15 protein-coding genes and 1 tRNA gene are annotated in these 12857 nt (G+C 44.9%); 6 read left to right on the top strand and 10 right to left on the bottom strand.

Annotated features, from left to right (window positions below; genetic code table 11):
• Nucleotides 1-66: 66 nt before the first annotated feature.
• From DOM22_RS09690 to DOM22_RS09665, 6 genes are all read right to left on the bottom strand, one after another.
• Nucleotides 67-306, bottom strand: a complete 240-nt coding sequence (locus tag DOM22_RS09690) for a KH domain-containing protein (protein WP_038446499.1) — start codon at nt 304-306, stop codon at nt 67-69.
• A 62-nt stretch (nt 307-368) separates the two neighbouring features.
• Nucleotides 369-617 carry a 30S ribosomal protein S16 gene (gene rpsP / locus DOM22_RS09685; protein ID WP_142700159.1) on the bottom strand — a complete coding sequence of 83 codons (249 nt, stop codon included), beginning with the start codon at nt 615-617 and terminating at the stop codon, nt 369-371.
• Between the two features lie 68 nt (nt 618-685).
• The gene (gene ffh, locus DOM22_RS09680; RefSeq protein WP_142700158.1) at nt 686-2017 is read right to left on the bottom strand and encodes a signal recognition particle protein; all 1332 of its coding nucleotides are present in this window, start codon (nt 2015-2017) and stop codon (nt 686-688) included.
• 94 nt (nt 2018-2111) lie between these two features.
• Nucleotides 2112-2888: an ABC transporter permease gene (locus DOM22_RS09675; protein ID WP_246845925.1), complete on the bottom strand. Its 777-nt coding sequence runs from the start codon at nt 2886-2888 to the stop codon at nt 2112-2114.
• A complete protein-coding gene (locus DOM22_RS09670; RefSeq protein WP_142700157.1) occupies nt 2885-3775 on the bottom strand; it encodes an ABC transporter ATP-binding protein in 891 nt (296 codons plus the stop codon). The genes DOM22_RS09675 and DOM22_RS09670 overlap by 4 nt, the downstream gene beginning before the upstream one ends.
• On the bottom strand, nt 3775-5382 hold the full coding sequence (locus DOM22_RS09665; protein ID WP_142700156.1) for a peptide chain release factor 3: 1608 nt from the start codon (nt 5380-5382) through the stop codon (nt 3775-3777). Before DOM22_RS09665 ends, DOM22_RS09670 begins: the two co-directional genes overlap by 1 nt.
• A gap of 200 nt (nt 5383-5582) precedes the next feature.
• Here DOM22_RS09665 and DOM22_RS09660 point away from each other — a divergent pair, with 200 nt between their 5' ends.
• Nucleotides 5583-6626, top strand: coding sequence for a rhodanese domain-containing protein (locus DOM22_RS09660; RefSeq protein WP_142700155.1), 1044 nt, complete (start codon nt 5583-5585; stop codon nt 6624-6626).
• Nucleotides 6627-6644: 18 nt separating this feature from the next.
• On the opposite strand, the gene DOM22_RS09655 is transcribed toward DOM22_RS09660, so the two are convergent.
• On the bottom strand, nt 6645-7496 hold the full coding sequence (locus tag DOM22_RS09655) for an SDR family NAD(P)-dependent oxidoreductase (protein ID WP_142700154.1): 852 nt from the start codon (nt 7494-7496) through the stop codon (nt 6645-6647).
• A gap of 12 nt (nt 7497-7508) precedes the next feature.
• Entirely contained in the window at nt 7509-8441 is a 933-nt protein-coding gene (locus tag DOM22_RS09650) for a hypothetical protein (protein ID WP_210415723.1), read from the bottom strand.
• A gap of 144 nt (nt 8442-8585) precedes the next feature.
• Here DOM22_RS09650 and DOM22_RS09645 point away from each other — a divergent pair.
• The 5 genes from DOM22_RS09645 (at nt 8586) to ydiK (ending at nt 11377) form a co-directional block, all read left to right on the top strand.
• A tRNA-Met gene (locus DOM22_RS09645) sits at nt 8586-8662 on the top strand.
• Nucleotides 8663-8765: 103 nt separating this feature from the next.
• Nucleotides 8766-9134 carry a hypothetical protein gene (locus DOM22_RS09640; RefSeq protein WP_142700152.1) on the top strand — a complete coding sequence of 123 codons (369 nt, stop codon included), beginning with the start codon at nt 8766-8768 and terminating at the stop codon, nt 9132-9134.
• Nucleotides 9135-9149: 15 nt separating this feature from the next.
• Entirely contained in the window at nt 9150-9509 is a 360-nt protein-coding gene (locus tag DOM22_RS09635) for a hypothetical protein (protein ID WP_142700151.1), read from the top strand.
• A gap of 103 nt (nt 9510-9612) precedes the next feature.
• Nucleotides 9613-10116: a DUF1993 family protein gene (locus tag DOM22_RS09630; protein ID WP_142700150.1), complete on the top strand. Its 504-nt coding sequence runs from the start codon at nt 9613-9615 to the stop codon at nt 10114-10116.
• A gap of 121 nt (nt 10117-10237) precedes the next feature.
• Nucleotides 10238-11377, top strand: coding sequence for an AI-2E family transporter YdiK (gene ydiK / locus DOM22_RS09625; RefSeq protein WP_142700149.1), 1140 nt, complete (start codon nt 10238-10240; stop codon nt 11375-11377).
• 2 nt (nt 11378-11379) lie between these two features.
• Here the strand turns inward: ydiK and DOM22_RS09620 are convergent, their stop codons facing one another.
• The gene (locus DOM22_RS09620; protein WP_142700148.1) at nt 11380-11931 is read right to left on the bottom strand and encodes a HutD family protein; all 552 of its coding nucleotides are present in this window, start codon (nt 11929-11931) and stop codon (nt 11380-11382) included.
• Nucleotides 11932-11946: 15 nt separating this feature from the next.
• Entirely contained in the window at nt 11947-12837 is an 891-nt protein-coding gene (locus DOM22_RS09615) for an SDR family oxidoreductase (protein ID WP_142700147.1), read from the bottom strand.
• Between the last annotated feature and the right edge of the window lie 20 nt (nt 12838-12857).

Raw genomic sequence — 12857 nt, 5'->3', positions numbered from 1 at the left:
GAAACAGAAAGGGGTTGTGTAACACAACCCCTTCCCTAAGAATCTAAAATTTAATATGTCTGAATACTATTCAACGATATCCAAATGATAGCGTTTATTCAGTTTAGTACCTGCCGCACGGATGATTGTTCTCATCGCAGCCGCAGTTTTACCTTGTTTACCGATAACCTTACCAAGATCTTCTTTATCTACTTTAAGAGCAAGTAGAGTCGTTTGCTGACCTGGAATTTCATCCACTTCAACATTCTCAGGCTTATCAACAAGGGACTTCGCCATGAATTCAACGAGGTCTTTCAAGCTATCCATATTACCCCCAACAGAAGTTACCTAAGTGATATTTTATCGCATATCACTCAGATGCCAACTATTTATTTACCTTGGGCCAACTTAATAACGTGTTTCACACGGTCAGTAGGTTGTGCACCTTTTTTGATCCAAGCTTCTACTTTTGCTAGATCAAGCTCGACCTTTTTGTCGTTACCACGTGGAGTTGGATTGTAAACGCCAAGAATCTCAAGGAATTTACCAGTAACATAGCGACGAGAATCCGCAACAGTGATGCGGTATTTAGGATCATGCTTAGCGCCCATACGAGCCAAACGAATTACAACTGCCATTTTTCTAAACCTCTTGTTCAAAACAGTAAGCTCAAGTGTGTACTGTGTTTAAAATAAAATATCAAGCCTTAAAATGGGAACTTCATCCCACCGCGACCCATGCCCATTTTCATCATCCCACTCATCATCTTCTTAGCGTCCTCAAACTGCTTAATCAGCTTGTTTACGTCAGAAACTTGGGTCCCCGAACCGTTAGCAATACGCGTACGGCGCGAGGCGTTAAGAATCTTATGGTTATTACGTTCTTGGATCGTCATCGAACGAATGATCGCCTCGATTTTCTTAATCTCATTATCAGGAGGGGTCATATTTTTAAGCTGTTTTGAAATCTCACCCATGCCCGGTAAAAATTTCAAGATAGTCTCAAAGCCACCCATCTTTTTAAGCTGCTGAATCTGGCCCAGGAAGTCATCCAAGGTAAATTCATTCTTCATCATCTTCTTAGCGGACTCCCGAGCCGCTTTTTCGTCCATCACTTCAGCGGCTTTTTCCACCAAAGAAAGGACGTCACCCATATCAAGGATACGACCAGCCAAGCGATCTGGATGGAATACTTCAAGAGCATTCACCTTCTCGCCGACGCCAAGGAATTTAATAGGAATGCCGGTCACCTCACGAATAGACAAGGCAGCACCACCACGGGCGTCACCGTCTACTTTAGTAAGGACAAGGCCCGTCAGGTTTAAACGCTTGTGGAACCCCTCTGCGACATTCACAGACTGCTGACCCAACATTGCATCCGCCACCAACAAGATCTCTTGTGGAGCCCAGATATCCTTCAAACGGCCCAGCTCACCCATCAACTCATCATCAACCTGCAAACGACCAGCCGTATCGACAATAACCACGTCGATCATATTGTCTTTTGCCCATTGTTTGGATTTTTCCAGAATCTCTTCTGGTTTCATTCCAATGGGAGTTGGGAATGTTGGGATGTTGTTTTGTTTACCTAAAGTTTGAAGCTGATCAATCGCCGCGGGACGATAGATATCGGCTGGAATCAAACCTGGTTTTTTGCCCAATTTCTGACGAATATAAAGGGCCAATTTTGCAGAGGAGGTAGTCTTACCAGCACCTTGCAAACCCACCATGAAGATCACACTTGGGTTTTCACGCACGTTGATATCAACGGCACCGCCACCCAAAGTTTGCACCAATTCATCGTGCACGATTTTTACGAATTGCTGACCTGGATTTACGTTCTGAAGAACTTCCGCCCCCAGGGCTTTGGCTTTTACGCGGTCTACAAAGTTTTTTACGACTTTAAAATTCACGTCAGCTTCCAGGAAGCTTAAGCGGATCTCTTTGATAACGTCTTCAATGTTGGCTTCCGTGATCTTGTTTTGACCACGCACCTTTTTAAGGGACGCCATAATTTTATCAGATAAGTTTTCAAACATCGTATTTCTCCGAATGATCGAATTAATTAACCCAAGAGACGCTGATTCACAAAGAACTCAGTTTTACTATCAGCGTCAACTTGTCGAAATCACGCTACCAGCGCTGGAATGATCCGCGCTTGAGGCTAAAATTTGCCAGGCCATAGAACACAATAAAACCCAGAACAGAAACAGGAACGGCAACTTCCATCCCCACGTCACTGACACCAATCACGCCATATCGAAGCCCGTTGATCAAATAAAGCAGCGGGTTCATTTTTGACAACATCTGCCAGAAAGGATGCAAGTGATCGATAGATAGGAACACTCCCCCTAAATAAGTCAGAGGCAACAAAATGAATGCTGAAAATGCGGAGAGCTGATCGAATGTTGTTGCCCAGAATGCCACGGAAATTCCCAAAAGAGCGAAAATCAATCCCGCCACAATAACGAAGAAAACTGCATACAGTGGGTGGGCAATTGTCAGAATCTCCCCCTGTTGATACCAACAGAAAATGGAGCCCACGATATAAGTGATCAGCGCCACGATAGAGCCGCGAACCAAGGCCCCCAGACTCATAGCCCAGATAATTTCTTGATTGCTTATCGGGGCCACGCGCAAGTCTTCCAGATCTCCTGAAAATTTCGAAGAGACAATCGAAGAGGATGAATTCTGGAAAGCATTATTCATCAAGCCCATCATCATCAAACCCGGGATCAAGAATGAAAGATACTTTACACCTTGATGAGTCGGCATCGTTGCCCCCAAAGACACACCGAAAATAAGCAAATACAGAAATGATGAGACGAAGGGTGTTACGATCGTTTGTACGATCACTTTTAAAAAACGCGCAATTTCACGACGAAAAAGAGCGATAAATGGAATCATCATTTGCTCACCACCTTCATAAAGGCTTCTTCCAAATTACCCTCTTCGATTTTCACGTCTTTGATGATATTTACGGGCACTTTTATTTCGTTTAAAAACTCACCCATTAATTTTCCAGGCGGCACCATGAACATGAACTCCAGACCTTCTTGGAAGAACAAATACTGAGTATCGAAAGCAAAAGATTCGGACAGAGTTAAGCGAATTTTCTTTTGTGTGTATTTACGAACCAGCTCTTTGGTTTCACCCAAGGCTTCTAGGTTACCCAAGTTGATGATGCCGATCCGGTCACAAAGTTGTTCCGCCTCTTCCAGATAATGAGTCGTCAAAAGGATCGACATACCCTCTTTGCGAAGCTCTTGTACGAACTGCCACAAAGTTTCGCGCAAACCAATATCCACACCCGCCGTCGGCTCATCCAGCAAAAGCAAGCGAGGCGTATGCACCAGGGCTTTAGCGATCATCAGACGACGTTTCATACCACCGGAGAGCTGTTTTACTTTCTTGTGGCGGTGTTCATACAAGGAAAGCTTATGTAACAGAAAATCAATACGATCTTTGTTATTGCGAATTCCGTAATAGCCCGACTGAAAATTCAGAATTTCATCAACGCTGAAAAAACCGGACGTGATGACTTCCTGATGTACAACTCCCAGCTGTTGTTTTGTAAAACGCGGACTTGCCACAACGTTTTGTCCAAACACTTCAACCACACCACTGGAAGGCTCTTCTAGAGTTGTGATCGTGGAGATGATTGTGGTTTTACCAGCACCATTCGGCCCCAAAAGACCGAAGATCTCGCCTGGTTTTACATCAAAACTCACACCCTTGACGGCCTCTTGGCCGCCCGGATATTTCTTTTTCAGATTATCGATTTTTAAAGGCAACATTAACGAGCTCTCGAAATACTTGTTTGGAATTCCACATCTGGATTTTCACGTTTAAGCCAGTTCAAATCCCACTCTTGATTCACCAACACAACCGGATTGCCGATAAGGTCTTCTGCCATGTTTGCGCCACCTTTAAGGCTGGTAACAGCTTTGCCATCAGCAGTACGCGGCCAACGACACACACTGTACGGCAAGCGAGCCAGTTTTACCTCCAAGTTGTATTCATCTTGAAGTCTGTGCAACAAAACTTCGAACTGAAGTTCCCCGACCGCACCGATGATTGGATCTTGTGGTCCAATATGTGGTTCGATGAATAACTGGATTGCACCTTCTTCAGACAAGTGCTTGAGTGCCTCTTGAAGTTTTTGACGCTTCAAAGCATCGCGGACTGAAAGACGACCAAACAACTCAGGCGCAAATTTTGGAATATCTTCAAACTGCACTTTTCCAGAGGAAGAAACACAGTCCCCGATGGCAAAGTTTCCTGTATCGCCGACTCCGACGATGTCACCCGCATAGGCTTCATCGACAGTTTCTTTGTCAGCCGCAACGAATTGCGATGAGTATGAAAGACGAAGCTCGCGTTCCAAACGACTATGTTGCACTTTCATGCCACGCTCAAATTTACCTGAGCAAATACGAATAAAGGCAATACGGTCACGATGACGACGATCCATGTTGGCTTGAATTTTAAACACGAAGCCTGTGAATTTCGCATCCAAAGGATCCATCTTTTGATCATCCTTGGTTACACGAGCCTGAGGCCCTGGAGCGTACTTGGTAAAAAACTGAAGGAATGTATCCACCCCGAAGTTTTGTTTCGCTGAACCGAATGTCACAGGCGAAATTTGGCCAGTTAGAAATTCGTTCACGTCGAACGGCGGAAGCGCGCTCTCGATCAAATCCAGCTCTTCCAAAACTTGGTCAGCGGATTCTTTATCCAGGTAGTTGTAAAGAATTTGATCGTCTTTACCTTTTACGAATGGTATTTTTTGGTAGTCTTCCACTTCCTCACGGCGTTGATCATAGATCCAGATTTCTTGAGTCAGGCGATTGTAGATTCCACGGAAACGCTGACCAATACCCAAAGGCCAAGTCACTGGATAGCATTGCATATTCAAAGTTTTTTCAACTTCGTCGATCAATGTCAGAGGATCCTTACCTTCACGGTCAAGTTTGTTTACGAATGTAAAAATAGGAATTTTGCGCAGGCGACAAACTTCGTAAAGTTTCTTCGTACGCTCCTCCACACCCTTGGCAACGTCGATCAACATTGCGGCAGAATCCACAGCCATCAATACACGGTAGGTATCTTCGGAGAAATCTTTATGTCCCGGTGTATCCAACAGATTCACACGAAGATCATTGTAATCAAACGTCATGACAGATGATGTGATCGAGATACCCTTTTGTCGTTCAAGCTCCATCCAGTCAGATGTCACTGCTTTAGAGCCTGATTTACCTTTGACCTCGCCGGTTTCGTGGATCACGCCCCCGTGATAAAGTAATTTTTCCGTCAGCGTGGTTTTACCAGCGTCGGGATGCGAGATGATCGCAAAGGTACGGCGTCTTTGAATTTCTTTTTGAATCTGAGGTGTCGCTAACATACTTAAACCTTTAAATTGACTATAAAAAACCGTTTTATTCGATCACAACCAGAGGGGCAAGGGAATCCCCTCCCGGGATGGAATTAACGCCCGCTGTCTTTTTCCCTCTTGCACTGAGGACCACCGGGGCATTATAACCCTCTTCGAACTAACAACTCCGCCTGGTTTGGAACCCGGTTAGGACAACTGAAGGTGATAATATGACGACCGAAAATGCTCCGAAGCATTATGTTACGACTTTTTACAGCTTCCAAAAAATCGAAAATCCCGAACAAGTTAAATTAGATCTGGAAACAAAGGCTGAAGAGCTGAATGTGAAAGGTCTGATCATTTTAGGAACTGAAGGTTATAACTCCACGGTGTCAGCAGTTACCGCAGAATCTTTTGAAGCCTGGAAGCAGTTCGTTCGTGAGTATTTCCACAAGCCGACTCAGTTCTACAAAGATTCTTATTCTGACAAAGCCCCCTTCCGCCGTTTTAAAGTTAAAATCCGCGAAGAGATCGTGACGACAGGGATTCCTGAAATGCAACCGCCAGAAGGCGTGAACCATCACTTGACTCCGACTGAATGGAACAAAGTGATGAAGGAAGAATCTGATTACGTGATGATCGACACCCGCAACTGGTACGAGTACAAAATCGGTACTTTCAAAGGCGCTTTGAATCCAAATATCGAAAAATTCACTGACTTCCCTCAATACATCGAGGCTCAAGGGATTCCTAAGGATAAGAAGATGTTGATCTTCTGTACTGGCGGCATCCGTTGTGAAAAAGGTATTTTGGAACTTCAAGACAAAGGATACGACAACGTATTCCAACTTGAAGGCGGGATTTTGAATTATTTAAACGAGTATCCAAATGACCAGTACGAAGGCGAGTGCTTCGTATTCGACCACCGTGTGGCTGTCGATCAAGAGTTGAAACCTTCGACAAAGTACGGATTATGCCCTCACTGCGGCCAGCCGTCTGAAATCAAAATTGAATGCTTGCGTTGTGATGAACCAGGTATGGTTTGTGTGAACTGTAGCGAGCTTGAGTTTAAAAAAGACACTTGCTCAAGAAACTGTGCTCACGGTTTGAAACTTCATCCTGGTAAAAAAGCTCGCAAGCAAATCGTTCCATTCAATATTGAAAAGATGAAGGCCGAGGGTGCTACTGACATCCCTACCATCCGTGTCAGCAAAACCAAAGTTGTTCAATTGAACGACAAAGGTGAAGCCCAAACTGTTTCTATCAAAGAATAGTATATTTAGGTCTGCGCTTTAGCTTTTTTGAAAGCGCAGACTTTTTTTGATCACCTTATCCATCATTCGCGTGGACATAAATCTCATCAATCCCGCTTGAAGCTTGATATTTTTTCCAACCAGATAATTCACTCGTGGCAAGCGACTTTGAATGGCGTGCAGAATCGCCATTGTCACATGCTGTACAGGCACCGCTTCTTTGGCAGTTTCGACAACTCCCTCGCGAAGGGCTGCCATCATGGAACCATATGTTTCACGAACTTCGGGAGAAAGCTTTTTTGCGATTTCATCTGAACTATCAATCGACTTAGACCAGATCTCCGTACGAATCGGCCCCGCTTCGATCAGGGAAACATGCACACCTAAGCTTGCAGTTTCGCGACGAAGACTGTCTGAAAATGCTTTCACTGCAAACTTTGAAGCCGTGTAAGGCCCCAGAAAGGGAGATGCGACTCGCCCACTGATTGACCCCATATTGATGATACGGCCTTTGGTGTGACGAATCAGCGGCAGAAACATTTTCGTGATCTCAACCATACCAAAAAGATTCACATCAAAAACTTTGCGCCACTCTTCAAGACTGAGTCCTTCGATGGGCCCCCCACTGGCGATGCCGGCGTTATTTACTAAAATCAATTCTTGATCAGGATTTATTTCGTTTTGAACGATTTTAAGTGCGCGCTCGATATCGTGGCTGTTGGTGATATCCAGTTTTAGGACAGTTAACTTATCGGAGAAGTCTTGAGTCAGACGATCCAGGGATTCTGGCTTACGCACTCCCGCCCATACCTTATAGCCCTTTTCACAAAGAGTTCTGGTAAGATCAAATCCAATTCCTGTCGAAGCGCCCGTGATCAAAACTTGTTTCAAAGAGTTCTCCTTTTAGAACATGCCCTTGCTGACCAGTTCTTTCAGCCAACTATCAGTCACCGTCAGCGAGTTTTTCGAAAACTCCGACTGGACGTGCGCACGATATTTCGGGTCGAAACCAATTGATTTTGCGTCTATACCAGCATCTTGCAGGAATTTTTGCATTTCTTGAACTTGCTCTTCAACATTCAGATTCTGATTTTCAGTCAGACTTTTTTCCATCTGCTCACAGAAACTCATCGCCGCATTGTCATTCGCAAGCTGCGGGTTTAGAGCCACGGCCTTTGCAAACATATGCAGGTTGTAGGACTTTTGGACCACCTGATTCATTTCTTGAGTGTTATTACGAAGGAAGTTCGCTGCTCGATAGGCTTCTTTGTAAAACTCTGCCTTTTGAAACAAACTGTCATCGCCTTGAGCATTTTGCGAAAGCTGGATCATTTCTCTCACGCCTGGAGCGCGAAACACATAACGCAAAAAGGGAGCAACCGATTCCAAAACTGGATCTTTTTGTGGCTTAACAATTGAATCTAAGAACTTAACCGCGGTTCTGTCGGTTCTTTTTGGAAAGAAGCCACTCTCCCCCGCACGCCCTAGATCACGGCAGGCAGAAACCACGGGCGCATCAGGATTGGCGAGATCATTTAAGATTACGTACATATCCATTTTAGTGGTTTGGTGATGAATTTTCGTTTCAGTCTGTGCAGATGACTCTTGCGTCGCCTGATTTTCCTCAGCGGCATAGGTGTCTTCGATTTTTGTTGGATGTTTCGCTTCTGCAAGCTGAGCTTTTTCTTCCAACTTACTCGCTGAAGAATTCAAAACTTGTTTTACCTGGGAAGGTCCCGGAAGTTTTGTCAGGAGCCATACTCCGAGAATTCCGAAAACGACGACGACAGATGAAACGCAAATTGCGGTGATTTTAAGAAGTTTTTTCCAATTCATGCCTTCAACTAGAGCACAATCGCCTTGGATGAGCAAATTAGAGGCAATGATACGAGGAGCCATTTCAAAAATTAGCAAATGAGTGATTGACCGAGGGTAAGTAAGTGACTACAACTGACTGCTCAGACATTCACTTGTCACTGTCGCGGGGTGGAGCAGTCTGGTAGCTCGTCGGGCTCATAACCCGAAGGCCGTAGGTTCAAATCCTGCCCCCGCAACCAATAAAGGCTCCAAGGTAAACCTTGGGGCCTTTTCCATTTTTATACCCTCGTCTGTTTAATCTCAGCATTTACATTTCCCGCATTCCACGCCTAAGCTTGAAACATGAAAACATTTATTATCTTTATCCTTTTGCTTCCGAATCTTGCGATGGCTGCGATGTTAAACTGCGATTTTATTTTCTATGGAGCCCCCGCTGGCACTGTGCGAATGGAAGTTTCCGCGGAAGGCAATCCTGCTGATCATGCATCAGTTGCTCTTTTTCAAACGCCCGCAAAGGATGCCCCTGTAACTCCGGTTATTCCTAAACATGGTGATTTTTTGAATGTGATTTTCTTTAAAGATGACCCACAGAATGAAATTCATATGAAAGTTCAATTGCCCGCGGCTGATGGCGGATCAATGAAAAGTAAATTAATCAATCCGTCTATGTCGGGGCCCACTCGTGAAATTCCCGGAACATGTAAGTTTTAATTTTCAGGAGAACACATGAAAAGATTTTTAGCGACCTATATGGGATCTCCGAACTCCTCCAAAAAAGCTGAATGGGACAAACTACCCGAAGAACAAAGAAAGTCCTTAGAAAAAGCCGGCATGGAAGCTTGGCAAAAATGGGGTCAAGAGCATCACAAAGCGATCGTGGATATGGGTGCTCCCATCGGCAAAACGAAATTAGCCAACAAAGATGGCATTTCCAATTCTCACAATATGATCACTGCATTCACAGTTGTCGAAGCTGAATCCCACGAAGCAGCGGCAAAAATGTTTGTGAATCATCCGCATTTCACGATTTTTCCGGGCGAGTCCGTGGAAATTATGGAATGCCTTCCGATGCCCACGCAAAAATAAAGACCAGTCGACACGAACTCCTGCTGGAACTTAGTGTCGACACTCATTTGTGTTAGACAAGGTTACATTATAATCCTACCTTTTGACTATCAAAGGAGACTTTATGATGTACGATACTCTTGTAGTTCAATTCACGAAAATGCTCGGTAATTTGAACAATTTCTTAGACAAAAGCGCTCAATTTGCTGATGCCAAAAAGTTCCAACCAGAAGTTCTGTTGAACTCTCGTCTGGCGCCGGATCAATTTCCCTTGATGCGCCAAATTCAAATCGCTTGCGACACTGCGAAACTTGCATCAGCTCGCCTGACTGGTGTTGAAGCTCCGGTATTTGAAGACAAAGAAACAACTCTTCCTGAAATCAAAGAGCGTATTGCAAATACCATCAAATATCTGCAGACACTGAAGCCAGCGAACTTTGAAAATGCGAGAACAAAGCAAATCACCAACCCGCGCTGGGAAGGTAAACACATGATGGGTGAAGACTACGCAAATGAGCACGCCATTCCAAACTTCTATTTCCACATGACGACGGCTTACGCGATTCTTCGTCATAACGGCGTGGATTTGGGTAAAAAAGATTTCTTGGGAACACTTTCCCTTAAGTAATCTGCCCGAATTTATTTCGATCTATTAAGGCCTCGACTCTAAAGTCGGGGCCGATCTTTGTAAGGTCTCATTTTTGATCTGATTGAATTGCCGACTTTCATGGTGGGTGTACGCTGATGCCATGCAAACATCCACACCGATCACAAAAACGCTCCTGACTTCGGTCGTTATTCTCTCGTTAGGTCTAGTAAGCCTTTGGGTGCTATCGCCCTTTATACCGTCCCTGTTTTGGGCGGCGATGATCACCATCACCACATGGCCTCTTTTAGAAAAACTCACACGCAGAATGGGCGGCCGACGTGGACTCGCCATCACTATCATGATGATCGCAATGGCAACTTTGGTCATCGCACCCATAGGAGCCGGTGCTTACATACTTTTCACTCACGTGGATGATGGCATCGCTTGGTTACGAGACCTTCCCAACAAACAACTCCCACCACTTCCTGAATTTGTAACAACAATGCCTGTGGTTGGGCCGAAAATCAGTGAAAAGTGGGCCGAATTTGGAGCTAAAGATCCCACTTATATCACGGAACAAGTTCGTGCGTTTTCTCTGTCTGCCATGAACTACATGGCAACGGCCGCCAAGGAAGCATCGCTGTTCTTCGTCTATCTTTTGCTAACTCTGGGGTTGACCGGATTTCTGTATGCCACCGGTGAGACCGCTGCGAATGGAGTTCGAAAATTCTTTATTCGCCTCGCGGGAGAACGCGGAGATCACGCCGTCATCTTAGCCGCTCAATCTGTAAAAGCCGTCGCCATGGGAATCGTCATCACCGCTGCAATTCAAACGGGACTAGCAGGAATAGGCCTCTTCCTGACGGACGTTCCACTGCCCGGAGTTTTAACCGCAGTGGCTTTTATTCTTTGCATTGCTCAAATCGGCGTCATCATCCCAATGTTGATCGCAGTGGGTTGGCTTTACTTTAAAGAACAAACTGTCGTCGCAACAAGTCTTTTGGTTTGGGCATTGTTCGTCACAGCGATTGATAATTTTATAAGACCCGTTTTAATTCACAAAGGCGCAGATCTTCCCATGATCCTGATTCTTGCGGGGGTCATCGGTGGTTTATTATCTTTCGGACCCATTGGTCTATTTATCGGCCCCGTCATCTTAGCTGTGACTTACCGACTTTTGGAATCCTGGGTGACCGAACAAAGAATTGAATTGGAGCTAGTCGCGAACATCAAGCCCTTGCCACACGCTATAAGACCGAAAGCCACTCAATCTCCAAAAGAAAAACCCTTAGATCATTAATTCTATATTGGAAAAACAGAAATCAAAACATATGAACTGTGATTAAGCCCATCAAGCTTAATCACAGACTCCTTCTCGATCCTGACAGTGTCTTCCGCATGAATAACCAACCCCTGAAGATTCAAGCGCCCCCGCAAACAATAAATAAAATGAACTCCATCTTCGAGAGGCAATTCAGCAACTTCTGAAAGATCTAAAACTTTCATTTCCGAACGCACGGAATCTCTTTTAAAGATGACACCCAAATCAACAACAGGACCTTCGATAAGTTCCGCTTGAATTTCTGTTTCACCGGCGAATGAAATAACCTGAAGAGGCAACAAATGACTGTCGTTCAGTGAAAGCCCCGCCCCTTGAGTCACCGTCAATAATCGATCACACTCAGAAAAGTTAGAAAATGGACCATTGCTATTAACTTGCGCCGAACTGATTCTCCAAGAGAAGTTATCAGGAAAAGTCGAGCCTTCAGGTCCTAACGCAATTTGCGAAGTCAGACCCTTTCCATTTTTCCAGGGCATAATGTTATAGGAAGCTTTTGGCAAATATGTGATCATTCCTAAAATACTAAATCAGAGGCTCGCTTCACGCAAAGCTTCTGAATAAGGCGTTTGCCATAAATGACTCACCTCCGTACAGAACTGATCAAAGCTCCTCGGCGCCACTCCCCGAACTTGCTGATTGCTGGGATGAACCATTGCGGTCATACCTTCTCTCGCGGCACGATGTATGCTTAAATAGGCATCAATCATCCAGGAGCTTAACCCTTCTCGCACAAGACGATGCTTGGTCGCAGCCTCCGTCACTGGAACATAGGTCACCCGCCGCCCCAAGGTTTGAGAGATTTTCGCTAAGACATCTTCGTTACTTAAAGCCTCAGGCCCCGTCAGATCAATAACGCGATTTTCATACAACCATGGATTTTCGATCACCTTGATTGCCACATCTGCGATATCACGCACATCCACATAGGAACTTTTTGCTTCACTTTCAGGCAGAAACAAAGCTCCCTGGCGAATAGATTCCGAATGGCGAGTGACAAAATTTTGCATGAATACATTCGGACGCAAGATCACTAAAGGAATCTTGCTTTCTTTAGCCATCTCTTCAATTTCGCCATGCATCCGGTGGAGTAGAAAATGCGACTCCGTATCCGCTCCCATGATCGAACTTAAGATCATAAATTTAACGCCTGAATTTTTAGCGGCAAGAATCGCATTTTGCGCATAGATCAACATCGAATCTGAAATAGGCAAAAGCAAAAACAGGACATCGACGTCCTTCACTGCCTCTTGCACCAAGGATCGCTCCCCCAAGTCCCATTTCAGATGCCGCACCTCAGGAGTAAAGATCGACTCCTGATGACTTGTAGCAACAAAATGAGCCTGTCTATCATGAAGGCGTCCCACCAATTCACGGCCGATGTTTCCGGTGGCACCGGTGACTAATATTTTTTCTTGCATAGGGTCTTAGTATCTCGAGA

It is taken from the genome of Bdellovibrio sp. ZAP7 (assembly GCF_006874645.1).
Classification (GTDB): domain Bacteria; phylum Bdellovibrionota; class Bdellovibrionia; order Bdellovibrionales; family Bdellovibrionaceae; genus Bdellovibrio.
Note: the sequence above shows the minus strand (reverse complement) of the source record. Positions and strands in the feature narration are given on the sequence as shown.

What these genes read in the sequence shown, in the direction of transcription:
- DOM22_RS09620 (WP_142700148.1), bottom strand. Translation starts at nt 11,931, where the DNA reads ATGATCACATATTTGCCAAAAGCTTCCTATAACATTATGCCCTGGAAA.
- DOM22_RS09690 (WP_038446499.1), bottom strand. Translation starts at nt 306, where the DNA reads ATGGATAGCTTGAAAGACCTCGTTGAATTCATGGCGAAGTCCCTTGTT.
- rpsP (WP_142700159.1), bottom strand. Translation starts at nt 617, where the DNA reads ATGGCAGTTGTAATTCGTTTGGCTCGTATGGGCGCTAAGCATGATCCT.
- DOM22_RS09665 (WP_142700156.1), bottom strand. Translation starts at nt 5,382, where the DNA reads ATGTTAGCGACACCTCAGATTCAAAAAGAAATTCAAAGACGCCGTACC.
- DOM22_RS09670 (WP_142700157.1), bottom strand. Translation starts at nt 3,775, where the DNA reads ATGTTGCCTTTAAAAATCGATAATCTGAAAAAGAAATATCCGGGCGGC.
- DOM22_RS09675 (WP_246845925.1), bottom strand. Translation starts at nt 2,888, where the DNA reads ATGATGATTCCATTTATCGCTCTTTTTCGTCGTGAAATTGCGCGTTTT.
- ffh (WP_142700158.1), bottom strand. Translation starts at nt 2,017, where the DNA reads ATGTTTGAAAACTTATCTGATAAAATTATGGCGTCCCTTAAAAAGGTG.
- DOM22_RS09635 (WP_142700151.1), top strand. Translation starts at nt 9,150, where the DNA reads ATGAAAAGATTTTTAGCGACCTATATGGGATCTCCGAACTCCTCCAAA.
- DOM22_RS09640 (WP_142700152.1), top strand. Translation starts at nt 8,766, where the DNA reads ATGAAAACATTTATTATCTTTATCCTTTTGCTTCCGAATCTTGCGATG.
- DOM22_RS09660 (WP_142700155.1), top strand. Translation starts at nt 5,583, where the DNA reads ATGACGACCGAAAATGCTCCGAAGCATTATGTTACGACTTTTTACAGC.
- DOM22_RS09650 (WP_210415723.1), bottom strand. Translation starts at nt 8,441, where the DNA reads ATGAATTGGAAAAAACTTCTTAAAATCACCGCAATTTGCGTTTCATCT.
- DOM22_RS09615 (WP_142700147.1), bottom strand. Translation starts at nt 12,837, where the DNA reads ATGCAAGAAAAAATATTAGTCACCGGTGCCACCGGAAACATCGGCCGT.
- ydiK (WP_142700149.1), top strand. Translation starts at nt 10,238, where the DNA reads ATGCAAACATCCACACCGATCACAAAAACGCTCCTGACTTCGGTCGTT.
- DOM22_RS09630 (WP_142700150.1), top strand. Translation starts at nt 9,613, where the DNA reads ATGATGTACGATACTCTTGTAGTTCAATTCACGAAAATGCTCGGTAAT.